The organism is Kitasatospora sp. NPDC127116 (genome assembly GCF_042677365.1).
Classification (GTDB): Bacteria; Actinomycetota; Actinomycetes; order Streptomycetales; family Streptomycetaceae; genus Kitasatospora; species Kitasatospora lactacystinica.
Genome location: NZ_JBHXTL010000146.1, coordinates 1 through 22,632 on the forward strand (window position 1 = coordinate 1; position 22,632 = coordinate 22,632).

Sequence of the window (22,632 nt, forward strand, 5' to 3'; positions counted from 1 at the left end):
GCCGTCGACCAGGATCCTGGTCCACGGCCGAACGGCGGTTCCGGGCGGTCACCGCCCGGTCAGCGCGGCCCGGGGCCGTCCTCGGCGGCGGGGCCGTCGTTCTCGCCGACCGGGGCCCCGTCCGTGCTCTCGGCGCCGGCGTCCGGGCCGGAGCCGTTCACCGGCGCGGACGCGGCGTGCGCGCCGGTGGGCCGGGGCTCCTGCGGTGCCGGGGGCTCGACCAGCCACTCCGGGTTGCTGTGCCGGCGCCACCACTGCCAGGCCACGATGCCGCCGCCGATCGCCAGCAGACCGGCCACGGCCAGGCCGGTGGCCAGGCGGTTGCAGTCCTTCTTCCTGGCGTTCCGGGCGGCCAGCTCGCTGATCTCGGCCGAGCTGACGTTGCCCTGGAGGGCGGTCAGCGCGGCGGCGCCGCGGGTCTGGGCCTCGTGGGCGACCGGGCCGACGGTGGCGCGGGCCTCCTCGACCGCCTGGGCGACCCTGGGGGCCACGGTGGTGCGGGCCTGGTCCGCGGCCCGGGCGGCGGACAGGCGGGCCGCCAGAGCGGCCTCCTGGGCCCGGTGGAGGGCCTTCAGGACGTTCTGCTGGGCCTCCGGCGGCAGGCTGGCGAAGGCATGGCCGAATTGCGGGGCGAGATGCCTGTCGTACTGGATGCGGAGGTTGTGGGCGGCCAGCGCGGCCTTCGGGCCCAAGGCGTCCAAGGCGGGGCCGAGGCGCTGCTTGGCGCCGTCCGCGAAGTGTGCGGCGGTGTCCCGGGTCCTGGTGGCCGTCTCTCGGGCCGAATCCGAAAAGCTCACGAGTCTCTCTCCTCCTGGGTGGCGTCCTATATGCACATATCCACCTGAATGCTGATCATGCATCCTGATTTGTCCGACGGCAGGTCGGGGTGGGCCGTTCGCGGGCCCCGCGGGGTGGCGGGCGGGCGCGGGGCGGCGACGGGCGGCGACGGGCGGGGGCGGAGGGGCGGGCGGTACCCGGTCCCGTGCGGCGGGCGGGCGGTTGTGGGGGAGCCGGTCCGGGAGCGGGCACGCGGCAGTAGGCTGGCGGTTTCGGAGGTCGTGTACGGGAAGGGGACTCCGCTGATGCTCCCGGACGAGCCGCGGCCGTCGGCCGATCGGTCCCCGGAGACCGGTCCGCCCGGCTGCTACCGGCACCCGCGGACCCCCACCGGGGTCTCCTGCACCCGCTGCGAGCGGCCGATCTGCCCGCAGTGCATGGTGACCGCCTCGGTGGGCTTCCAGTGCCCGGAGTGCGTCGGCGACGGCCACGCCGGGACGCGTCGGGCGACCACCCGGTTCGGCGGCGCCCTGGCCGCCGACGGCGGGCTGGTCACCCGGGTGCTGATCGGCCTCAACGTCGTGGTCTGGGTGCTGGCGGCCTACGTGCTCACCCCGCGGCTGGGCCAGACCTGGTCGCTGTTCAGCGCGGGGCGGGACATCCTCGGCGGCCCCGCGGGCATCGCCGACGGTCCGGACCAGTGGTACCGGCTGCTGACCGCCACCTTCCTGCACCTGGAGTGGTGGCACGTCGGGATGAACATGCTGGTGCTGTTCTGGCTCGGCCCGACGCTGGAGGAGGCGCTCGGCCGGCTGCGCTTCCTGGCCCTGTACCTGGTCTCCGGGCTGGGCGGCAGCACCTTCGCCTTCCTGGTGGCCGGCGACTGGATGAACTCGGTGGGCGCCTCCGGGGCGGTCTTCGGGCTGATCGGCGCCACGATCGTGCTCCAGCTGCGGAACAGGGGCCCGCTCGGCCCGGCGATGGCGTTCCTGGTCTTCAACCTGGTCGTCACCTTCTCCCGCCCGGGCATCGACTGGCGGGCGCACGTCGGCGGGCTGGTGCTCGGCGCGCTGACCGCGGCCGGCCTGATGTACGCCCCGCGCGAGCGTCGCGGCCCGGTCCAGGCGCTGGCGGTGGCGGGCGCGGTGGCGGTCGAGGCGGGGATGCTGCTGACCGGGATGGCCCTCTACGGGGCCTGACCGCCCGGACGTTTGTCCACAGCGGGTGCGGGGTTGTGCACAGGCTGTGCGGCCACCCGGTTGCGGACTGCTGTTCTACGCGTGTCCTGCTGTGCGGTTTTCTCGTTTCCGGGGAGTTGTGCACAGCTGTGCACGGCCCCGCCCGGGAAAGTTATCCACAGGCTGGGGAGACTTTTCCCCAGTGTGGATAACCATGTGGATAAGCACGCCAGTCCGATCGTGGGGACAAACGACCGGATTCCCGACCGGTTCCGGGCACGCCTGACCGCCGCCCCGGGACGAGCGATCCGGAGCGGCGGGAAACGGCTCGAATCAGAGCCTCAGGACGGGCGGGCCGTCACTTCCACTGGGTGGAGACGCCGAACCCTGCGGCGATGAAGCCGAAGCCGACCAGGATGTTCCAGTTCCGCCAGCTCTCGACCGGGTAGGTGCCGCTGGTCACGTAGTAGGTGACGATCCACACCAGGCCGATCAGGAACAGCGCCAGCATCAGTGGGGCGACCCAACTGCGGCCCGAACTGATCTTCACCGCGGCCGTCGTCGGCGGGGTGTAGTCGGACTTCTTGCGGAGTCGAGACTTCGGCACGAGGAGCTCTCCTGTCGATGCGCTGTGAGACCGCGCAGGGTGCAGCGGGTGGAATCGGCTGCGGTCGGCCGTGGAGAACGTCCTGGGGACCGCTCCGCCACATGCCACCGGCGTCCGTTAGCGTAGTGGCTCGGCGGGTCTTGAGGAGATAAGGGTACGGTGACTAATTTGTCGATTCCCCCTGAGTCGGCCCCTACCCGCCGTTCCGGCACCCGAATTGTCGGACGTGCCCTGACCTGCGCCGTCTTCGCGCTCGCCGGTCTGCTCTTCTACATCAGCGCGCAGACCGCCCGCGGCACCGACCTGCGGACCGACAACTCGCTGCTCAGCCTCGGCGACGTGGTCCGCCAGCGCAGCGCGCAGAACCAGCAGGCGCAGTCCCAGCTCGCCGACCTCCAGGCCCGCGCCCAGCAGCTCACCGAGCAGCAGGGCCACGACCCCGCCGACACCGCGCAGCTGGACGGCCTGCGCTCCGACGCCGCGCTGGAGCCGCTCCAGGGCGGCGGCCTGACCGTCACCCTCAACGACGCCCCGCCGAACGCCACCGCGCGCATCCCGGGGGTGCCCGAGCCCCGCGTCAACGACCTGGTCATCCACCAGCAGGACATCCAGGCCGTGGTCAACGCGCTGTGGCGGGGCGGCGCCGAGGGCGTGCAGGTGATGGACCAGCGCCTGATCTCCACCAGCGCCGTCCGCTGCGTCGGCAACACCCTGCTCCTCCAGGGCCGGGTCTACTCCCCGCCGTACGTGGTCAAGGCGGTGGGCCGGACCGACGCCCTGCATTCGGCCGTCGACGCGGACCCGACGATCCGCAAGTACCTCCAGTACGTCCAGGCGTACGGGCTGGGCTGGAAGGTCCAGGAGAGCGGCGAGCTGAACCTGCCCGGCTACTCCGGCACCACCGAGCTGCGGTCGGCGGGCGGGCAGCAGTAGCGGACCGGCCCCGCGGCCGTGCACGGCGGGTCTACTCTTTAACCCAGTCCGCTACGTCGAGGGAGCACCATGTACGGCTGGATCTGGCGTCACCTCCCGGGGAACACCCTGGTCCGGGCCGTCATTTCGCTGCTCCTCGTCCTGGGGATCGTCTACCTCCTCTTCACCTACGTCTTCCCGTGGGCGGAACCGCTGCTCCCCTTCGGCGACGTCACAGTGGACGGCGGCGACGGCGCCGCGACCGGCTGAGCCGGCGGGCCCGGCACTCCCTTCCCGCACCGCACCCCACGGAGACCACGCGCGCATGACGACCCGGACGACCCCGCCCCGCATCCTGGTGGTGGACAACTACGACAGCTTCGTCTTCAACCTGGTCCAGTACCTGTACCAGCTCGGCGCCACCTGCGAGGTGGTGCGCAACGACGAGGTGACCGTCGAGCACGCCGTCCGCCGCTCCGGTGAGGAGGGCTTCGACGGAGTGCTGCTCTCCCCCGGGCCCGGCGCCCCCGAGGAGGCCGGGGTCTGCATCGAGATGGTGCACCACTGCGCGCAGATCGGGCTGCCGGTGTTCGGCGTCTGCCTGGGCCTCCAGTCGATCGCGGCCGCGTACGGCGCGGTGGTCGGCCGGGCGCCCGAGCTGCTGCACGGCAAGACCTCGCCGGTCGAGCACGAGGACGGCGGGGTCTTCGAGGGCCTGCCCTCGCCGCTGACCGCGACCCGCTACCACTCGCTCGCGGTCGAGCCGGCCACCGTGCCGGCCGAGCTGGTGGTCACCGCGCGCACCGGGAGCGGCGTGATCATGGGCCTGAGGCACCGTGAACTGCCCGTCGAGGGCGTGCAGTTCCACCCCGAGTCGGTGCTCACCGAGGGCGGGCACCGGATGCTCGCCAACTGGCTCGCGGAGTGCGGCTTCCCGCAGGCGGTCGACCGGTCGGCCGGGCTCGCCCCGGTGATCGGCCGGGGCTGACCGGCGTGACCGCGCTGCGTCCGGAGCGGCGCTTCCAGCCGGAGGCGGACCCGTACGGCACCGTGCAGCAGTACGGCGGGCCCGGGTACCCGGGCCAGGAGGACGGCACCGGCGGTGCGCCCCACGGGCAGCACCCGGGACAGACCGTGCCCGAGGACGCCTGGGGCGTCTACGAGCAGGCCCAGGAGCCCCTGGTGGACGGGCCCGAGTACCCCTGGCTGCCCGACCAGACCCTCCAGCTGCGGCTGCCCCCGGACCTCGGCGCGCCGGCCGCCGAACCGGCCCCCACCGGCGGCCGGGCCGAGCGCCGCCGCGCCGCCCAGGGCCGCACCTCGCTGCGCTCCGGCAACGGCCGGCGCCGGGCGGGCGGCCGTGCCGCCGGGCGGGTGCGTCCCAAGGAGTCCCTGCTCGTGGTGGCCGCCCGGGGCGTCGGCGAGCTGTGCATAACGCTCGGCGTGGTGATGCTGCTCTTCGTGGCGTACCAGCTCTGGTGGACCAACGTGCAGGCCGACGAGGCCGCCGACGGGGCCCGCAACAAGCTGGAGCAGCAGTTCAACGCGGTCGCCCCGCCCGTCCAGCCGGGCCAACCGGCCCCGGACCCGAACAAGCCCGAGGTGTTCGAGCCCGGCAAGGGCTTCGCCATCATCTACCTGCCCAAGCTGGGGCTGAAGTTCCCGATCGCCGAGGGCACCTCCAAGTCGGGGGTGCTCGACAACGGCCTGGTCGGCCACTACAGCGGCACCGGCATGCCGGGCGACAAGGCGGGCAACTTCGCGCTGGCGGCCCACCGCAACACCCACGGCGAGCCGTTCCGGTACATCAACCAGCTCGGCAAGGGCGACAAGATCGTGGTGGAGACCGCCGCCGGGTACTACACCTACGAGGTCACCGGGGGCATCCCGGAGACCTCCCCGAACAACGTGAGCGTCATCAAGCCGGTGCCGAACGGCGCCGGGTACACCGGTCCCGGCCGCTACATCACGCTGACGACGTGCACCCCGGAGTTCACCTCCAAGTTCCGTCTCATCGTCTTTGGCAAGATGATCGAGGAACGGCCGCGTGCCCAGGGCAAGCCGGCCGCGATCACGGGCGGGTAGCCGCCCGGCCGCCCGGCCCGGAGGGGGAACACCGCAGATGCAGGACGAGACCGCGCAGTCGGCCGAACCGGCGCAGGAGGCCTTCCCCCCGCCCGAGCCGCGGGCGGGGCGGGGCCGGATCCGGGCGCTGGCCGCGCTCGGCGTCTTCGGCGAGCTGTTGATCACCCTGGGCCTGGTGCTCGGCCTGTTCGTGGCCTACTCGCTGTGGTGGACCAACGTGCAGGCGGACCGCTCGGCCTCGGCGGCCGCGGACCGGCTGCGCGGCAGCTGGGCCGCGGGCCCGAACCCCGGCCCCCCGGCCGCCCCCGGCGGTGCCCCGGCCCCCGGCGCGTCCGGTGCCCCCGGCGCCGCGCCCACGGCCGCGCCGAAGCAGTTCGCGGTCGGGGACGACGTCGGCTTCCTGCACGTCCCGGCGATGGGCAGGGACTTCCAGGTGCTGATCCGGCTGGGCACCTCCACCGAGGTCCTGGACGACGGCGTGGCGGGCGTGTACGAGCAGCCGTACAAGGCCGCGATGCCCTGGGACCAGGAGGGCAACTTCGCGCTGGCCGCCCACCGGGACGGCCACGGCGCCAAGTTCCACGACCTGGACGCCGTCCACCAGGGCGACGCGGTCGTGGTCGAGACCCAGGACAAGTGGTACGTCTACAAGGTCGACAGCACCCTGGCGGAGACGTCCAAGTACGACACCGGCATCGTGGCGCCCGTCCCGGCCCGCTCCGGCTACGCCGGGCCCGGCCGCTACATCACCCTGACCACCTGCACGCCGGTGTACACCTCGCGCTACCGGATGGCCGTCTGGGGCAGCCTGGTGCGGGTCGACGACATGGACGCCAAGCGCACCCCGCCGCCGGAGCTGCGGCGCCCCTGAGGCCCCTCACAGGCCTCCTCGGGACCTTCCGAGGACCCTTCCGGGGCCGGGTACGGAACGCCCGAGGGCCCGCCGCAAGCGTTGCGGCGGGCCCTCGGGCGTGCTCCGTGCTGCTGGTCCCCCGGTTCAGCCGAACCAGGGGAATATCGGAGGCTTAGTGGTCCCCTTTGGGGGGTGCGGTGGTGGGGTCGCCCCCTTTGGGCGGCTCGGCCGCCTTGGTGTACAGCTGGATCTGGGTGTTCGGGTCGACCGCGGTGCCGGCCGGCGGGTTGGTCTGCTGCACCGTCGCGTTCGGGTCCGAAGGGCCGCTGACCACGATGTAGGTCAGGCCGAGCTTCTGCAGCTGGGGCCCGACGTCGCTCAGCTTGACGTTCTGCAGCGGCGGGACCTGCGGCTTGTCCTGCGCCTTGAAGACGGTCAGCGCGATCTTGGTGTTGGCCGGGGCCTTGGTGTTGGCCGGGACCGACTGGAAGGAGACGGTGTTGACCTTGCTCGGGTCGGGGGCCGGCGCGGTCTTCGAGGCGTCCACCTGGAAGCCGAGGCCCTGGAGGGTGGCCACCGCGTCCTCCTTCTGGGCGCCGACCACGTTCGGCACGTTCACCTTGGCCTTGCCCTGCGACACGGTCAGCTTGATCGCGGCGCTCGGGTCGACGGCCGCGTTGGCCGCCGGGTCCTGGGCGGTGACGGTGTCCTGCGCGGCGTTGTCGTCGTCCTTGTACTCGGTGGTGACGTTGGTGAAGCCGAGGTCGGCGAGCGCCTTGACGGCCTGGTCCTTGGGCTTGCCGACCACGCCGGGGACCTGCGCCTTGGCCGGGCCCGAGGAGACCTGCACCGTGATGGTGGACGTCTCCGCGACCTGGGTGCCCGGCGTCGGGGTCTGGGTGCAGACCTGGTCCTTCTTGACGTTGGCGTCCGGGCAGGCGATCTTGTCGCCCTCGGTCACCACGAGCTTGGGGCCGGTCCCGGCGGCGGCCGTCTTGGCCTCGGCCAGGGTCTTGCCGACCAGGTTCGGGGCGGTGACCTTCGCGGGCTCCTTGGTGCCCTTGTCGCCGAACATCGCCTGGGCGACGAAGAAGGTGCCGACCAGGACCAGCACGGCGGCCACCGCCAGCACGACCCAGGAGGTGTTGCTCTTCTTCGGCGGGTCCTCGCCCCGCCGGCCGCCGCCGCGGCCGTAGCCGTCGTCGTAGCCGTCGTTGCCGCCGCCCGCGGCGCCGGCGTAGTTCTGGCCGTAGCCGTCGTCCTGGTAGCCGCCCTGCTGCCCGTAGCCGGGCTGCCCGGAGGCCTGCGGCAGGACGGTGGTCGGGCCGCCGCCGGGCTGCTGCGGCAGCACGTTGGTCTGCCCGTACGGGTCGTGCTGCTGCGGGTAGCCGTTCTGGTCGTAGCCGTACCCGGCCGCGCCCATGCCGTACGCGGCCTGCTGGGCGGCGGCCACCGGCAGGCCGTCGAGGAAGCGCTCGATGTCGTCGCGCATCTCGTCGGCGGTCTGGTAGCGGTAGTCGCGGTCCTTGGCGAGAGCCTTCAGCACGATCGCGTCGACCTCGGGGCGCACCTCGGGGTCGAAGACGGACGGCGGCTGCGGCTCCTCCCGGACGTGCTGGTAGGCCACCGCGACCGGCGAGTCGCCGACGAACGGCGGGCGCACGGTCAGCAGCTCGTAGAGCAGGCAGCCGGTGGAGTAGAGGTCGGAGCGGGCGTCGACCTGCTCGCCCTTGGCCTGCTCGGGGGAGAGGTACTGGGCGGTGCCGATGACGGCCGAGGTCTGCGTCATGGTCATACCGGCGTCACCCATCGCACGGGCGATGCCGAAGTCCATGACCTTGACGTTGCCCTGCCGGGTCAGCATCACGTTGGCCGGCTTGATGTCGCGGTGCACGATGCCGGCCCGGTGCGAGTACTCCAGGGCCTGGAGGATGCCGATGGTCATCTCCAGGGCGCGCTCGGGCAGCAGCCGGCGGCCGGAGTGCAGCAGCTCGCGCAGCGTGGACCCCTCGACGTACTCCATCACGATGTACGGGATGGAGATGCCGTCGATGTAGTCCTCGCCGGTGTCGTACACGGCGACGATCGCGGGATGGTTCAGGGACGCGGCCGACTGCGCCTCGCGGCGGAAGCGGGCCTGGAACGACGGATCCCGGGCCATGTCGGCCCGGAGCGTCTTCACTGCGACGGAGCGGCCGAGTCGGGTGTCATGGGCGAGGTACACCTCGGCCATGCCGCCGCGTCCTAGGACGCCGCCGAGCTCGTACCTGCCGCCGAGGCGACGAGGCTCTTCCATAGTTCAGACCCTCTCCCTCACCCGCCGGTGAGGTTGTGACGTAGGTGTCCCCGCACGCTCTGGGTGACGCCGCGCGGTCCGCGACCGGTTCTCCGGCCGAGCCGTGCGGTGCCTCGCGGGCGGCAACGGGCACACCCGCTGCTGGCGGATACGCTACCGGTCGCACCGCACCGGACCGGAGTCAGCCGTCGGCCGATATCAGACCGGTATCCGGACGGGGCCGGCGATCGTGACGTTCCCCTCACCTCGGATCCACGCTCCTACTTGCCGAGAGCGGCCTGCATCACCGCCTTGGCGATCGGGGCCGCGAGCCGGCCGCCGCTGATGCCGTCGCGGTTCTGGGAACCGTCCTCGACCACCACCGCGACCGCGACCGACTGGCCGTCCGCGGTCTTGGCCCAGGAGGTGAACCAGGCGAAGGGCAGCCCCGCGTTGTCCTCGCCGTGCTGCGCGGTGCCGGTCTTGCCGCCGACCTGGAGGCCGGGGATCTTGGCGTTGGTGCCGGTGCCGTTCTCGACCACCGAGACCATCAGGTCCTGCATCTTCTGCGCGGTGGCCGGGCTCATCGCCTGGGAGAACTGCTTCTCGGTGTGCTTGGAGACGGTGGTCAGGGTGGCCGAGCGCTCCTGGTCGACCAGGTACGGCTGCATCAGGCTGCCGTTGTTGGCGATGGCGGCGGAGACCATGGCCATCTGGAGCGGGGTGGCGCGGGTGTCGTGCTGGCCGATCGAGTCCTGGGCGGTGCCGTCCAGGCTCGGGCTGTCCGGGAAGACGCTCTTCTCGGACCGGACCGGGGTGTCGATCGTGCTGTTGAATCCGAACTTCTCGGCCTGCGCGCGCATCCGCTCCTTGCCCAGGTCCGCGCCCATCTTGGCGAAGACCGTGTTGCAGGACTGGTCCATCCCGGACTTGACGGTCGCGTTCTCGCAGCGCTCGTTCGGGCTCTCGTTCTTCAGCTGGGTGGTGGTGTTCGGCAGGATGTACGGCTCGGGCGTGTCCGTGGCGTCGTCGATGCTCTGGTAGCGGCCGTTCTCGAACGCCGCGGTCGCGGTGACCAGCTTGAAGGTCGAGCCGGGCGGATAGGTCTCCTTCAGCGCCCGGTTGAGCATCGGCTTGTTCGGGTCCGCGTTGAGGTCCGTCCACGCCTTGGTGTCGGCGGCCTCGCCGCCGGCGAAGGTGCCGGGGTCGTAGGACGGGGTGGAGACCAGCCCGAGGATCGCGCCGGTCTTCGGGTCGAGTGCGACCACCGCGCCCTTCTTGTTGCCCATGGCGTCGAAGGCCGCCTTCTGGACCTTGGCGTTGATGGTGGTGACGACGTCGCCGCCGCGCTTCTGCTCGCCGGTCAGCATGTCCAGGGTGTTGCGGAAGAACAGCCGGTCGTCCGTCCCGGAGAGGATGCCGTCCTCCAGGTTCTCCAGCTGGTTGGAGCCGTAGGCCTGGGAGGAGTAGCCGGTCACCGGGGCGTACATCGGGCCGTCGACCCAGGAGCGCTTGTACTTGTAGCGCAGGCCGTCGACGAAGTCCGACTTCGTGACCGGCTGGCCGCTGACGATGATGTTGCCGCGCGGGTGGGCGTAGCGGTCGTACAGCTGGCGCTTGTTGTTCTTGTTGGTGGCCCAGGACTCGGCCTGGACGCCCTGCACCCAGTTGGTGCGCACCATCAGGGCCAGGATCAGGACGAGGCAGAAGATCGAGACCCGGCGGATCGGCTTGTTCATCGGGCGGGTCCTCCCTGGCCCTCGGTGGCGGCCGGGGCCGGTTCGGCCCCGGGCCGGCGGGCGCTGTCGCTGATCTTCAGCAGGATCGCGACCAGCGCCCAGTTGGCGACCACGGACGAACCGCCCTGGGCGAGGAACGGCATGGTCATACCGGTGAGCGGGATCAGCCCGGTGACACCGCCGGCCACGACGAACACCTGGATCGCCATCGCCGAGGAGAGGCCGACGGCGAACAGCTTGCCGAACGGGTCGCGGGCGGCGAGCGCGGTGCGCAGGCCGCGCTGCACCAGCAGCGCGTACAGCAGGAAGATCGCCATCAGGCCGGTCAGTCCGAGCTCCTCGCCGAAGGAGCCCAGGATGAAGTCGCTCTTGGCCGCGAAGGCGATCAGCCAGGAGCGGCCCTGGCCGAGGCCGGAGCCGGTGACCCCGCCCGAGCCGAGCGCCATCAGCGACTGGCCGATCTGCTCGGTGGCGCCCTTCGGCGGGTTCGCGCTGAAGGCGGCCATCGGGTCGAGCCAGGCGTCGATGCGGACCTTCACGTGGCTGGCGGTCGAGGCGACCGCGACGGCGCCGCCGACCGACATCAGCAGGCCGAACAGGATCCAGCTGGTCCGCTCGGTGGCGACGTAGAGCATCACCACGAACAGGCCGAAGAACAGGAAGGACGTGCCCAGGTCGTTCTCGAAGATCAGGATCAGCAGGCTGAGCAGCCAGATCACGACGATCGGGCCGAGGTCGCGGCCGCGCGGCAGGTACAGGCCCATGAACCGGCGGCTGGCCAGCGCCAGGGCGTCCCGCTTGACCATCAGGTAGCCGGCGAAGAACACCGTCAGGACGATCTTGGCGAACTCGCCCGGCTGGATGGAGAAGCTGCCCATCCGGATCCAGATCTTGGCGCCGAAGTCCTCCGCCCGGGACGGGAAGAAGGCCGGCGCGGCGAGCAGCACCAGGGCCACCACCATCGAGATGTAGGTGTAGCGCTGCAGCACCCGGTGGTCCTTCAGCAGCACCATCACCCCGATGAAGCCGGCGATCCCGAGGGCCGACCACATCAGCTGGTTCTCGGCCGCCGGGTAGTTGCCCCTGAGCAGCTTGCCCGCCTTGTCGAGCCGCCAGATCATCACCACCCCGAGCCCGTTCAGCAGGGTGGCGATCGGCAGCATCAGCGGGTCCGCGTACGGCGCGAAGCGGCGCACCAGCAGGTGCGCGACCACCGCCAGGGCGCCCATGCCGAGCCCGTAGCCGAGCATGCCGGTGGGCAGCTTGCCGTCCATCGCGAGGCCGACGTTGGCGTACGCGAGGACCGGCACCAGCACCGCGAAGACCAGCAGGGCCAGCTCGGTGTTGCGCCGGTTGGGCGTCTCCTGCGGGGAGATCGTGGTGTTGCCCCGGCGGCGGGGGACGGCACGTTCAGCCGCCCGGCGCCGGCCGGACCGGGTGGTTTCTTCGCTCAGGTCGTAGCTGCTCACGTGGTGACCGCTCCCTGACGGCCGGCAAGCCCGCTCGGGGCGGACCTATGTCGGATCACGGACGTCACTGCTTCGGGCAGGAGTTGGCCCGGCTGAGTTCCTCGTCCGTCAGCGGAGCCTGGTCGCCCTGCGCGCCGGCCACCGGAGGGGTGGTGTTCGGCGCCGGGGCGGGTGCCCCCGGAGCGGTCGGCGTCGGCGTGCCCGAGGGCGAGGTGGTCGGTGTCGCCGCGGCCGGGCCGCGGTTCTTCTCGGTCGGGGTGGGCGTGGTGGCCAGGTACGCGGCCTGCACCGCCTGGGTGGCCGGCGGGGCGGCCGGGGCGGTCGCCCTCGCCGCCCGCTGGCAGAGCTGGACCCAGCCGTCGAGCTCGTTGACCGTGGACTGGGCGTCCTTCATGCTGCCGACCGAGATGGTCTTCTTCACGTGGACCTGCTGGTCCTCGGGCAGCCACTTCAGCTGGATCTTGCTGTACGAGGAGTGCACCGAGGACAGGCTCAGACCGGCCAGGTTCTGGTTGATGCCCTGGTAGATCGCGACGTGGTCGTCCTGGGTGCCGACGTAGTACTGGTCCTGGGTCCACCGGTAGCCGAACCAGCCGGCGCCGCCGAGCAGGCCGAGCGTGACCAGGACGGCCAGCGAGACGGTCAGGCCCTTGCGCTTGCGCTTCGCGGGCCGCTCCTCGTCGAAGTCCTCGGTGCCGTACACCGAGGGCTCGCCGGAGCCGTACTCGCCCTCGTACCCCTCGGCGGGGCCGAAGCCGCCGTGCGCGGCGCCGTAGCCCTCCTGGTAGCCCTCGGCCGGGCCGAAGGCGCCCTGCGGGCCGCGGCCGAGGCCGGCGGCGCGGCCAGCCGGGGTGTCCGCGATCGAGCGGTCGGCGGCGGCCGAGGACGGCGGGGCGTCGGCGACCGCGCCGACCACCACCGGGACGTCGTTGAACTGGCCGCTCATGGTGTCCGTGGCGCCGACGTCGATGACGTCCGCCACGATGCAGGTGATGTTGTCCGGACCGCCGCCGCGCAGCGCGAGCTGGATCAGCTCCTGCACGGTCTGCTCGGGCGCGTAGTAGCTGCCGAGGGTGTCCTGGAGGGTCTGGTGGCTGACCGGGCCGGAGAGGCCGTCGGAGCAGATCAGGTAGCGGTCGCCGGCCCGGACCTCGCGGATCGACAGGTCGGGCTCGACCTGGCCGCGGCCGTCCAGGGCCCGCATCAGCAGCGAGCGCTGCGGGTGGGTCTCGGCCTCCTCGGGCGTGATCCGGCCCTCGTCGACCAGGCGCTGCACCCAGGTGTGGTCCTGGGTGATCTGCACCAGGGAGCCGTCGCGCAGCAGGTAGGCGCGGGAGTCGCCGACGTGCACCAGGCCCATCCGCTGACCCGTCCACAGCATGGCGGTCAGGGTGCAACCCATGCCCTCCAGCTGCGGGTCCTCCTCGACCATCAGCCGGAGCCGGTCGTTGGCGCCCTGGACGGCGTCGCCCAGCAGGGTCAGCAGGTCGGCGCCCGGCACGTCCTCGTCCAGCCGGACGATCGAGCCGAGCACCTCGGAGGACGCGACCTCGCCGGCCGCGGCACCGCCCATGCCGTCGGCCACGGCCAGCAGCCGCGGCCCGGCGTAGCCGGAGTCCTCGTTCCCCTCCCGGATCAGTCCCTTGTGGGAGCCGGCGGCGAAGCGCAGCACCAGGGTCATGCGACCTGTGCCCCCCTCTGGGTCATGGACGGGATGCTGTCCCTCATGCGCCAACTACTTCCGCAGTTCGATGACGGTCCTGCCGATACGGATCGGCATGCCCGGCTGGAGCGGGGTGGGCGCGGTCAGGCGCTGCCGGTCCAGATAGGTGCCGTTGGTGGAGCCTAGATCCTCGACCGTCCACTGCCCAGTCTGATCCGGATAGATCCTGGCATGCCGGGAGGACGCGTAGTCGTCGTCCAGCACGATGGTGGAGTCGTGCGCGCGGCCGAGCGTGATGGTCTGGCCCTGGAGCGCCACCGTGGTGCCGGCCAGCGAGCCCTGCACCACGACGAGCTGGGTCGGGCCGCCGCGACGGCGCCCCCCGCCGCCCTGGGTCTGGCCCGCCGCGGGGCCGGCCTGGGCCGGTGCCGCGGCGCGCGCGGCGGTGGCGGCGGTCGCGGTGGCGGCGCCGCCGGCGGCCGTGGCGTTCGTGCCGCGACGGGAGGACCGCGGGTTCACCTTGGTGCCGAACAGGTCGCTGCGGATCACCTGGATCGCGACGATGACGAACAGCCACAGCACGGCCAGGAAGCCCAGCCGCATGACCGTGAGGGTCAGTTCTGACATGGCCGTCCCGCCAGTCGGTGAGCGAGGCGCGCGAACAATTCGGACACTACCCTTCGACCTGCCGGTAGACGATGGTGGTGGAGCCCACGACGATTCGAGAGCCGTCGCGGAGCGTAGCGCGCTGGGTGTGCTGTCCGTCCACCACGATGCCGTTGGTGGACCCCAGGTCGAGCACCATCGAGGGCGTGCCGGGCCGGATCTCGGCGTGCTTGCGGGAGACCCCGGGGTCGTCGATCCGCACGTCCGCCTCGGTCGACCGGCCGAGCACGCAGGCCGAGCCGGTGATCTGGTGCCGGGCGCCGTTCACCTCGACCCAGCGGCGCATCCCGGCGCCGCCGTGGCCGGCGCCGGGGAAGGCCCGGACGTTGCCGCCGGCGGGCGCGGGCGGGCCGGGGGGCATCGCGGGGGGCGCGGCCGGCGGCGGGGGCGCGCTGTACTGGCCGGCGCCGGGCTGCTGCCACGGTGCGCCGGGGGCGGGAGCGGCCGGCGGACGGTCGTAGCCCGGCTGCGGCGGCGCGTACTGCTGCTGCGGGGGCTCCTCGGCCGCGAGGGTGCGGCTGCGCACCCGGTACAGCCCGGTGTCCAGGTCGTCGGCCTTCTCCAGGTTCACCTGGAGCGGACCCATGAACGTGTACCGCTGGGCCTCCGCGTACTCGCGGACCATGCCGGCCAGCTCGGTGCCGAGCTGCCCGGAGTAGGGGCTGAGCCGCTCGTGGTCGTGCGGGCTCAGCTCGACGATGAAGTCGTTCGGCACGACGGTGCGGTCGCGGTTCCAGATGCTCGCGTTGTTGTCGCACTCGCGCTGCAGCGCTCCGGCGATCTCCACGGGCTGGACCTCGGACTTGAACACCTTGGCGAAGGTGCCGTTGACGAGACCCTCGAGCCGCTGCTCGAACTTCTTCAGCACTCCCATGGGGCACCCCCTTCCAGGGTTCGTTCGCCTGCCTGCCGGCCGGATCCCGCCCGGGACCCGGTCGCGCCTCCTACTTGCGGTACTTCCGTACTGATCGTATCCACGCCGGGCCCTTCCGTACGGTTCCCGGACCGTGTGGTGCCCGGGGGTGGGCTCGGACACACAGGGTGACGCATTTCGGGTACGGCACGCCAGGTGCGCCCGCCGGATCGCCCTTCCGGAAGTCGTACGGGCGTTCGTCGGGCATTGGTTCGGGTGTCACCGGGGTCCCCGGACAACGGATTCGGAGCAGCCCCCCAGGTCGTGCTAATGTTTTCCATGTCGGAAGGGCCGCCCGAAAGGGAGGCCGGTCCAAGGAAGTGCGAAGTACCGATGGTACCGAGCACCCCGGAAGATCGGTCGGCAACGAGGACAACACCCATGCGCGGGTGGCGGAATAGGCAGACGCGCTGGATTCAGGTTCCAGTGCCCGAAAGGGCGTGGGGGTTCAACTCCCCCCTCGCGCACAGCGAAGCCCCGCAGATCTACGGATCTGCGGGGCTTTTTTGTCGTCCGCTCCCCGCCCGACGGCCGCCGGCACCGGTGCCTTCGCCGGGCCGGGGCGGATCAGCCGCGGCTGGCCGGGAGTTCGGCGCGGACCTCGAAGCCGCCGTCCGGGGTCGGCCCGGCGGTGAGGGTGCCGCCCAGCAGCTGGGCGCGCTCGCGCAGGCCGACGAGCCCGTGGCCGCCGCCCGGCAGCGTCTCGGTGGGGTGCACCGGAGGCGCGTCGTTGCGGACCTCGACCCGCAGCCGGCGGCCCTTCGCCCGGACCCGCACGTGCACCGCCGCCTCCGGGGCGTACTTGGTGATGTTGGTGAGCGCCTCCTGGACGGTGCGGTAGGCGGCCCGTTCGACCGCCTCCGGCCACGGGCGGTCGCCGGGGACCAGCTCGGAGTCGGCGGTCAGGCCGCTCTCCTCGATCAGCCGGGGCAGGTCGGCCAGCCGGGGCTGCGGGGCGAGCGGGGCGTCCGGCAGACCGCCGGTGCCGCGCAGCACCCCGACCATCTGGCGCAGCTCGTCCAGGGTCCGCACGGACAGCTCGCGGATGGTGCGGGCGGCGGTCACGGCCGCCGGGTCGGGGCTGCTCACCTGGAGCGCTCCGGCCTGGATGCTGATCAGGCTGACCTGGTGCGAGACCACGTCGTGCATCTCCCGGGCCAGCCGGCCGCGCTCGCTGATCAGCACCCGCTCGGCCAGCAGCCGGCTCTCCCGCTCCTGGCCGCGGGTCAGCTCGTCCAGGCGGGCGGCCAGCTCCCGCCGGGTGCGGGCGAGCAGACCGGTGGCGGCCGGGCCGGCCGCCAGCATCACGGCCTGGATGGCGTCCAGCGCGGTGGCGCGGCTGAGGTCGAGGACGCCCTCGGGCAGCGGCCAGTGGAAGAACTCGACCAGGGCGAACAGGACGCCGCAGGGGATCACGATCCGGGGGCGGGGGCGCTCGGCGGCCACCGAGTAGACGGCCGTGATCGGGGCCAGCCAGATCTCGTCCACGAAGCTGCCCGGCATGGTGAGCAGCAGCACGGTCACCGGGAAGCGCCGTCGCCAGAACAGGGCGACGGCGGCCAGCGTGGACAGCGCCACCTGCCACCAGGCGGCCTCCCGGGCCACCAGGGCGGCGTCCAGCAGGGAGTAGAGGACGGGCAGCAGCAGCATCAGCCAGGGGGCGGTGCACCAGGCCGGCAGCCGTCTGGACGGCAGTTGGTCGGCGGTCGTCATGCCCCGTCGCCGGGCTTGGGCCGGACCAGCCCGGCCCGGTGGGCCAGGACGGCGGCCTGGACCCGGTTGGCGGCGCCGAGCTTGCCGAGGATCGCGCTGATGTGGTCCTTGACCGTGCCGGTGCCGAGGAAGAGCCGGTCGGCGATCTCGGCGTTGGACAGGCCCTCGCCGAGCAGCGCGAGCACGTCGAGCTCGCGGCCGGTGAGGGTGCGGGCGAGCGCGGTGGCCTCGGCGTCCGGGCCGCCGCCGTCCACGTAGCCGCCGATCACGGTGCGGGTGACGGTCGGGGAGAGGATGTTGCCGCCGGCCGCGAGCACCCGGACGGCGTGCACCAGCTGCTCGGGGGCGGTGTCCTTGAGCAGGAACCCGGCCGCGCCGGCCCGCAGCGCGGTGCCGATGTACTCGTCGGTGTCGAAGGTGGTGAGCATCGCCACGGCGGGCGGTTCGGGCAGGGCGCGCAGGCGGCGCAGCACCGAGATGCCGTCGAGGTCGGGCATCCGGATGTCGAGCAGCACCACGTGCGGGCGAAGCCGCTGGACGTGTTCCTCGGCCTGTCCGCCGGAGCAGTCGCCGACCACCTCCAGGTCGTCGGCGGAGCCGACGATCAGGCCCAGGCCGGAGCGGACCAGGATCTCGTCGTCGACGATCAGCACGCGGGTGGTGGTGATGGTGCCTCCTCGGTTCGGGCGGCCGGGTCGGGGCGGTCCGCGTGGGTCGTTTCGAGAGTAGGGGTTGTGCGAGTGGGGTGCCGAACGCCGGGGGCTGATCACCCCCGCCGTTCGGCGGGGGTGGGAATCCGCTACCCGGTTCACGCAATTCTCAGGTTCGGTGGGGAAACATGGAGTTGGCTGACCCTTTTCCGGCCGCATCCTCCAATCGGGCGGTCGGCCGGGTGAGGTCGCCGGTCAGTCCGTCGGGCCCGAGCGGGCGCCCGGCGCCGGGCCGTTTGCGGATGCGCCCCATCATCTGATCGTTTGGAATTGAGCTGTGTCGTCCACTGTGAAGTCGGAGCCGTCCGCCACGTCCCACGGACCCCGGCCCGGCGACGTGCTGGACCGCTGGCGTCCGAGGGCCGCCGCGGCCTCCGTCTGGTACCTGCGGCTGATCGCGCTGCTGAACGTGGCGACGGTGCTCCTGGTGCCCTTCCGCGACCAGGTCTACGAGCACAACGAGGGCGAGTACTTCACCCCGTACCTGATGACCGCGGGCCTGGCCAGCGCGGTGCTGTCGGTGTTCCTCGCGATCGCGATGCGGCGGCGCAAGCGGGCCGCGTGGATCTTCAACACGGCGCTCGGCGGGATGTTCGCGCTGCTGTACCTGGCGGCCATGCTGGTGCCGGACGAGCGCTTCGACTCCCACCCGCTCAACTACATCTCCACCGTCCTGACCTGCCTGTTCGTGCTGGCGCTGCTGATCGGGCGCAAGGAGTTCACGTCCAAGGGCGACAGCTCCAACCCGAAGACCGCGGCGGCCACCTTCGTCGCCGGGCTGGCGTTCGGCGGCGGGGTGGGCGCGCTGCTGGTCTGGCTGACCAACGAGCTGTCCGGCGCCGGCTTCTGGGACCTGTTCCGCTACTCGGTCGGCCGGATGATCACGATCACCCCGTCCGAGCACCTGCGCTCGGTGATCGCCGCGCCGACCTGGGTGAACGCCGCGATCAACGCGATGGGCGCGGTGCTCTTCCTGCTGGTGCTGTACGTGGCCTTCCGCAGCCCGCGCGGCAAGGAACTGCTCACCGCCGAGGACGAGGCGCAGCTGCGCGGCCTGCTGGACAAGCAGGGCGAGCGGGACTCGCTCGGCTACTTCGCGCTGCGCCGGGACAAGGCGGTGATCTTCTCCCCCAGCGGCAAGGCGGCGGTCACCTACCGGGTGATCGGCGGCGTCTCGCTCGCCTCGGGCGACCCGATCGGCGACCCGGAGGCCTGGCCGGGCGCGATCGACGCCTGGCTGTCCGAGGCCCGTGAGCACGCCTGGGCGCCGGCCGTGATGGGCGCCTCCGAGGAGGCCGGGGTGATCTACGCCCGGCACGGGCTGGACGCGCTGGAGCTGGGCGACGAGGCGATCGTCGAGCTGGACGAGTTCTCGCTGGACGGCCGCGCGATGCGGGTGGTCCGGCAGGCCTACAACCGGGTCAAGCGGGCCGGGTACACGGTGCGGATCCGCCGCCACGAGGACATCTCGGAGGAGGAGATGGCCGAGCTGGTGGCCAAGGCCGACGAGTGGCGCGACGGGGCCACCGAGCGCGGCTTCTCGATGGCCCTCGGCCGGCTCGGGGACCCGGGCGACGGCCGCTGCGTGATGCTGGAGTGCCACGACGGCGACGGCGAGCTCAAGGCGCTGCTCAGCTTCGTGCCGTGGGGCCCGGACGGGCTCTCGCTGGACCTGATGCGCCGGGCCCGGGACACCGAGAACGGCCTGATGGAGTTCATGGTCATCGAGCTGCTGCAGCGCGCCGAGGAGGTCGGGCTGAAGCGGGTCTCGCTGAACTTCGCGATGTTCCGCTCGGTCTTCGAACGCGGTTCGCGCCTCGGCGCCGGCCCGGTGCTGCGGCTGTGGCGTTCGGTCCTGGGATTCTTCTCGCGCTGGTGGCAGATCGAGTCGCTGTACCGCGCCAATGCCAAGTACCGGCCGATCTGGGAACCGCGCTACCTGCTCTTCGAGAAGAGCAGCGAGATTCCGCGGATCGGCATCGCGAGCGCGCGCGCCGAGGGTTTCATCGTCGCGCCGAGCCTGCCCGCCCTGTTCCGCCGCCGGCACGCCCGGGCCGCCGTGGTGGCGCCCCGGGTCCCGGTCGCGGCCCGGGACGGGAAGGGGTAGCCCTCCGTCGGGGGGCGGAGGGGGCCGGTCGGTCGAAATGGGGGGCCGATGGGGGGATTGCCTCCCCCCAGAGGATGACCCCGCTCCACATCCGTGCCGATGTGGCTTTGTTAAGAGGCTTCTAATGTTGGAGTAGTCGAGAGTTCGGGGATTCGGAGAAAGTTGTGATTCACAGGACCCACGCGGGGGGCGTGCGAAAGGGGCCGCTGGCAATCGCCGGATCGGCCGCTGTCGCCGAGTGGGGAACGTTGTTCGCGACGGTCCGGGACGCGGTGGTGCGAAAGAAGTTCGCCGCCGTTCCGCTGGCCACGGTCGCGACGTTTCTGATCCTGCTGTTCAGCATCGTCCAGCACCTGCCGGGCGGAGAGCGTTTCGTCAACAACATCGGGGTGGTGCGGGCGGCGCTGCCGCTGGACGTCTCGCTGCTGCGAACCCCGCTCTCGCTGTACGTGCCGGCGCTGGACCTTCCGGTCTGGGGGGCGCTGGCCCAGGTCTTCGTGGTCTTCGCGATCGCCGAGATCGTGCTCGGCCGGCGGATGACCCTGGTGGTCGCCTACACCTGCACCCTGGCGGGCACGCTGTTCGCCCGGGTCGGCGTGGCGATCGGGCCGCACCACCTGTTCGGCTTCCCGAAGTGGGTCGCCTACGTGCGGGACACCGGGCCCTCGGCCGCGGTGGTGGCGCTGGCGATCTGCATCGCGTTCCGCTGCCGGGCCTGGTTCACCGGCGGCCTGGTGGTGGCGGTGATGATCGGCGAGGCGGTGGTGCTGCCGAACCTGGCCGGCCTGGAGCACATGGTCGCGGTGGTCACCGCGCTGCTGATCGCCGTCTCGGTCGAGGTCTTCGGGGACTTCTGGCCGAGGGTGCTGGCCGGGGTCGGCGCCGCCGCCTCGGTGGCCGCGGCCGCCTCGCGGGAGGTCGCGGTGGAGGCCCGGCGGCGCCGCTCGGCGGGCGCCGTCATCCCCTGACGGGTGCCGACGACGTTCCACCGGCCGCGTACGGGTGCCCGTACGCGGCCGTTCGGCGTCCGGCGGCCGTCGGCGCGGCCGTCAGGCGTGCGGGAGCGGGAGCTCGAACCAGACGACCTTGCCCACCGCCTTGCGGGCGGTGCCCCAGCGTTCGGCGAGCTTGGTGACCAGGGTGAGGCCGCGACCGGTCTCGCCGAGCTGCTCGGCCGGCTCCAGCGAGGGCAGGTTGTGGTTGTCGTCGCTGACCTCGACGAGCAGTTTGTCCACCCGGATCAGCTGGAGCTTCACGGTGTCCCGGGCGACCCGGACGGCGTTCGTCACCAGTTCGCTGACCAGCAGTTCGGTGGTGTCGCTGAGCGCCTCCAGGTGCCAGCCGGCCAGCTGCTCGCGCACCAGCGAGCGGGCCCGGCCGACCTCGCGGTGGTCCACGGTGAGGTCCCAGGTCGCCACCTCGGACGGGGCGACCCCGTCGAAGCGGGCCACCAGCAGGGCGACGTCGTCCTTGCGGTCGTCCGAGTGCAGCCGTCGCAGCACCTCGTCGCAGGCCTGCTCGGGGCTCTGCCGGGGGTCGATCAGGTTGCCGCAGAGCGCGGCCAGGCCGGCCCCTATGTCCCCGCCCCGGACCTCGACCAGGCCGTCGGTGCAGAGCACCAGCATCGAGCCGTCCGAGACGTCGATGGTCTTGGCGACGAACGGCACCCCGCCGACGCCGATCGGCGCGCCGGCCGGGATCTCCAGCAGCTCGCCGCTGCCGTCCGGGTGCACCAGGACCGGCGGGACGTGGCCGGCGCTGGCCAGCTCGCAGGTCCGGTTGATCGGGTCGTAGACCGCGTACAGGCAGGTCGCGAGGTGGTCGTCGCCGAGCTTGTGGGCCAGGTTGTCCAGGTGGCGCAGCAACTGGCCGGGCGGCAGGTCCAGGGCGGCGAGGGTCTGCATGGCGGTGCGGAAGCGGCCCATCGCGGCCGCCGAGTGCAGGCCGTGGCCCATCACGTCGCCGACCACCAGGGCGACCCGGCTGCCGGGCAGCTGGATCGCGTCGAACCAGTCGCCGCCGACCTCGGCCTTGGGGTCGCCGGGCAGGTAGCGGTGGGCGATCTGCACGCCGGGGATCTGCGGCGGGCGGGTCGGGATCATCGAGCGCTGCAGGGTGGTGGCGACCCGCGCCTCGGCGCGGTGCAGCCGGGCGTTGTCCAGCGACAGCGCGGCGCGGGCGGCCAGCTCCTTGAAGGTCGCGGCGTCGCCCTCGTCGAAGGGGGCGCGGTCCGGCAGCCGCAGCAGCTTGAGGATGCCGAGCACGGTGCCGCGGGCGGAGAGCGGGACGACCAGCATCGAGCGGCCGGTGACCACCGGGGCCAGCCGGGCGCCGCCGAGCGCGATCGCGTAGTCGACCGCCACGTCCGGGCTGACCACCGGGACCAGCACCGGCTGGTTCAGCTGCAGGGCCATCCCGGGCGGGGTGCGGCGGGGCATGCTGACCAGCGAGCCCTCGGAGAGCACGTGGTCCCAGGCGCCGCCGGTCTCGTTGTAGACCAGGGCGACCCGGCGCAGCATGGTGTCGTCGTCCGGGCGGGCGGCGGGCAGCTCGGAGTCCGAGATCAGCCCGTCCACCAGGTCCACGCAGGCGAAGTCGGCGATCCGGGGGACCAGCACCTGGCACAGCTCGTGGGCGGTGAAGCCGAGGTCGAGCGTGGTGCCGACCTTGCCGCCGACCTCGTTCAGCAGGGCCAGCTGTTCGCCGGCCTGCCCGTTGGTGAGGAAGGGGCCGAGCCGTCCGGCGGGCGGGCCCTCCCCGGCCGCGGGCGCGGGGACCGGGACGGTGGCGGGCGGGGCCTGGTCGGTGCGCGGCAACGGATGGCCGTTGGCGGGGGGTTCGACGGCGGTGTACTCGATGGCGGGGGCTCCTGCGGTGGGCGGGGGTGCCTCCCGGCCGGAGGCGGGGGGAGGGACGGGCGGGGCGCCGCCCCCAGCGGCGCCCCCGCCGGCGGGCCCCCGCCCGG

At 72.4% G+C, this 22,632-nt stretch carries 19 protein-coding genes and 1 tRNA gene; 9 read left to right on the forward strand and 11 right to left on the reverse strand.

Translation table 11 applies throughout. The features are described 5' to 3' along the window. Positions 1-59 precede the first annotated feature (59 nt). The gene (locus ACFVHV_RS37265) at positions 60-797 is read right to left on the reverse strand and encodes a DUF5324 family protein (protein WP_380357452.1); all 738 of its coding nucleotides are present in this window, start codon (positions 795-797) and stop codon (positions 60-62) included. A 285-nt stretch (positions 798-1,082) separates the two neighbouring features. Between ACFVHV_RS37265 and ACFVHV_RS37270 the strand changes: the two genes are divergently transcribed. Beyond that, the gene (locus ACFVHV_RS37270) at positions 1,083-1,976 is read left to right on the forward strand and encodes a rhomboid family intramembrane serine protease (RefSeq protein ID WP_380357455.1); all 894 of its coding nucleotides are present in this window, start codon (positions 1,083-1,085) and stop codon (positions 1,974-1,976) included. A gap of 337 nt (positions 1,977-2,313) precedes the next feature. On the opposite strand, the gene crgA is transcribed toward ACFVHV_RS37270, so the two are convergent. Further along, positions 2,314-2,562, reverse strand: a complete 249-nt coding sequence (gene crgA, locus ACFVHV_RS37275; protein WP_224283164.1) for a cell division protein CrgA — start codon at positions 2,560-2,562, stop codon at positions 2,314-2,316. Positions 2,563-2,730: 168 nt separating this feature from the next. On the opposite strand from crgA, the gene ACFVHV_RS37280 reads away from it, so the two are divergent. From ACFVHV_RS37280 to ACFVHV_RS37300, 5 genes are all read left to right on the forward strand, one after another. Continuing rightward, positions 2,731-3,495, forward strand: coding sequence for a DUF881 domain-containing protein (locus tag ACFVHV_RS37280; protein WP_380357458.1), 765 nt, complete (start codon positions 2,731-2,733; stop codon positions 3,493-3,495). A gap of 69 nt (positions 3,496-3,564) precedes the next feature. Further along, entirely contained in the window at positions 3,565-3,744 is a 180-nt protein-coding gene (locus ACFVHV_RS37285; protein WP_049656795.1) for a hypothetical protein, read from the forward strand. 55 nt (positions 3,745-3,799) lie between these two features. Then, positions 3,800-4,462 (forward strand): aminodeoxychorismate/anthranilate synthase component II, encoded by a 663-nt coding sequence (locus tag ACFVHV_RS37290; protein ID WP_380357461.1) that lies wholly within the window; start codon positions 3,800-3,802, stop codon positions 4,460-4,462. Positions 4,463-4,467: 5 nt separating this feature from the next. Then, positions 4,468-5,559, forward strand: coding sequence for a class E sortase (locus tag ACFVHV_RS37295; protein ID WP_359912216.1), 1,092 nt, complete (start codon positions 4,468-4,470; stop codon positions 5,557-5,559). A 37-nt stretch (positions 5,560-5,596) separates the two neighbouring features. Then, positions 5,597-6,430, forward strand: coding sequence for a class E sortase (locus tag ACFVHV_RS37300; protein WP_359912214.1), 834 nt, complete (start codon positions 5,597-5,599; stop codon positions 6,428-6,430). A 154-nt stretch (positions 6,431-6,584) separates the two neighbouring features. On the opposite strand, the gene pknB is transcribed toward ACFVHV_RS37300, so the two are convergent. The 6 genes from pknB to ACFVHV_RS37330 form a co-directional block, all read right to left on the reverse strand. Then, the gene (gene pknB / locus ACFVHV_RS37305; protein WP_359912211.1) at positions 6,585-8,708 is read right to left on the reverse strand and encodes a Stk1 family PASTA domain-containing Ser/Thr kinase; all 2,124 of its coding nucleotides are present in this window, start codon (positions 8,706-8,708) and stop codon (positions 6,585-6,587) included. Positions 8,709-8,968: 260 nt separating this feature from the next. Further along, positions 8,969-10,426, reverse strand: coding sequence for a penicillin-binding protein 2 (locus ACFVHV_RS37310; protein WP_359912208.1), 1,458 nt, complete (start codon positions 10,424-10,426; stop codon positions 8,969-8,971). After that, positions 10,423-11,802, reverse strand: a complete 1,380-nt coding sequence (locus ACFVHV_RS37315; RefSeq protein WP_359912237.1) for an FtsW/RodA/SpoVE family cell cycle protein — start codon at positions 11,800-11,802, stop codon at positions 10,423-10,425. Before ACFVHV_RS37315 ends, ACFVHV_RS37310 begins: the two co-directional genes overlap by 4 nt. Positions 11,803-11,959: 157 nt before the next feature. After that, complete coding sequence (locus ACFVHV_RS37320; RefSeq protein WP_359912205.1) at positions 11,960-13,576, reverse strand: protein phosphatase 2C domain-containing protein; 1,617 nt, start codon at positions 13,574-13,576, stop codon at positions 11,960-11,962. Positions 13,577-13,630: 54 nt separating this feature from the next. Next, positions 13,631-14,185 (reverse strand): FHA domain-containing protein, encoded by a 555-nt coding sequence (locus ACFVHV_RS37325; protein ID WP_359912202.1) that lies wholly within the window; start codon positions 14,183-14,185, stop codon positions 13,631-13,633. Between the two features lie 46 nt (positions 14,186-14,231). After that, positions 14,232-15,098, reverse strand: a complete 867-nt coding sequence (locus tag ACFVHV_RS37330) for a DUF3662 and FHA domain-containing protein (RefSeq protein WP_359912199.1) — start codon at positions 15,096-15,098, stop codon at positions 14,232-14,234. Between the two features lie 422 nt (positions 15,099-15,520). Here ACFVHV_RS37330 and ACFVHV_RS37335 point away from each other — a divergent pair. Continuing rightward, positions 15,521-15,604, forward strand: a tRNA-Leu gene (locus ACFVHV_RS37335). Between the two features lie 100 nt (positions 15,605-15,704). Here ACFVHV_RS37335 and ACFVHV_RS37340 read toward each other — a convergent pair. Next, positions 15,705-16,850: a histidine kinase gene (locus ACFVHV_RS37340; protein ID WP_359912196.1), complete on the reverse strand. Its 1,146-nt coding sequence runs from the start codon at positions 16,848-16,850 to the stop codon at positions 15,705-15,707. After that, positions 16,847-17,497 (reverse strand): response regulator transcription factor, encoded by a 651-nt coding sequence (locus ACFVHV_RS37345; RefSeq protein WP_359912234.1) that lies wholly within the window; start codon positions 17,495-17,497, stop codon positions 16,847-16,849. Before ACFVHV_RS37345 ends, ACFVHV_RS37340 begins: the two co-directional genes overlap by 4 nt. A gap of 340 nt (positions 17,498-17,837) precedes the next feature. On the opposite strand from ACFVHV_RS37345, the gene ACFVHV_RS37350 reads away from it, so the two are divergent. Both ACFVHV_RS37350 and ACFVHV_RS37355 read left to right on the forward strand, forming a co-directional pair. After that, positions 17,838-19,667, forward strand: a complete 1,830-nt coding sequence (locus ACFVHV_RS37350) for a phosphatidylglycerol lysyltransferase domain-containing protein (RefSeq protein WP_380357471.1) — start codon at positions 17,838-17,840, stop codon at positions 19,665-19,667. A 275-nt stretch (positions 19,668-19,942) separates the two neighbouring features. Then, complete coding sequence (locus ACFVHV_RS37355; RefSeq protein ID WP_359912193.1) at positions 19,943-20,635, forward strand: hypothetical protein; 693 nt, start codon at positions 19,943-19,945, stop codon at positions 20,633-20,635. Between the two features lie 81 nt (positions 20,636-20,716). Here ACFVHV_RS37355 and ACFVHV_RS37360 read toward each other — a convergent pair. Then, positions 20,717-22,632 (reverse strand): SpoIIE family protein phosphatase (locus tag ACFVHV_RS37360; RefSeq protein WP_380357474.1); only part of this gene is annotated, 1,916 nt, incomplete at its 5' end.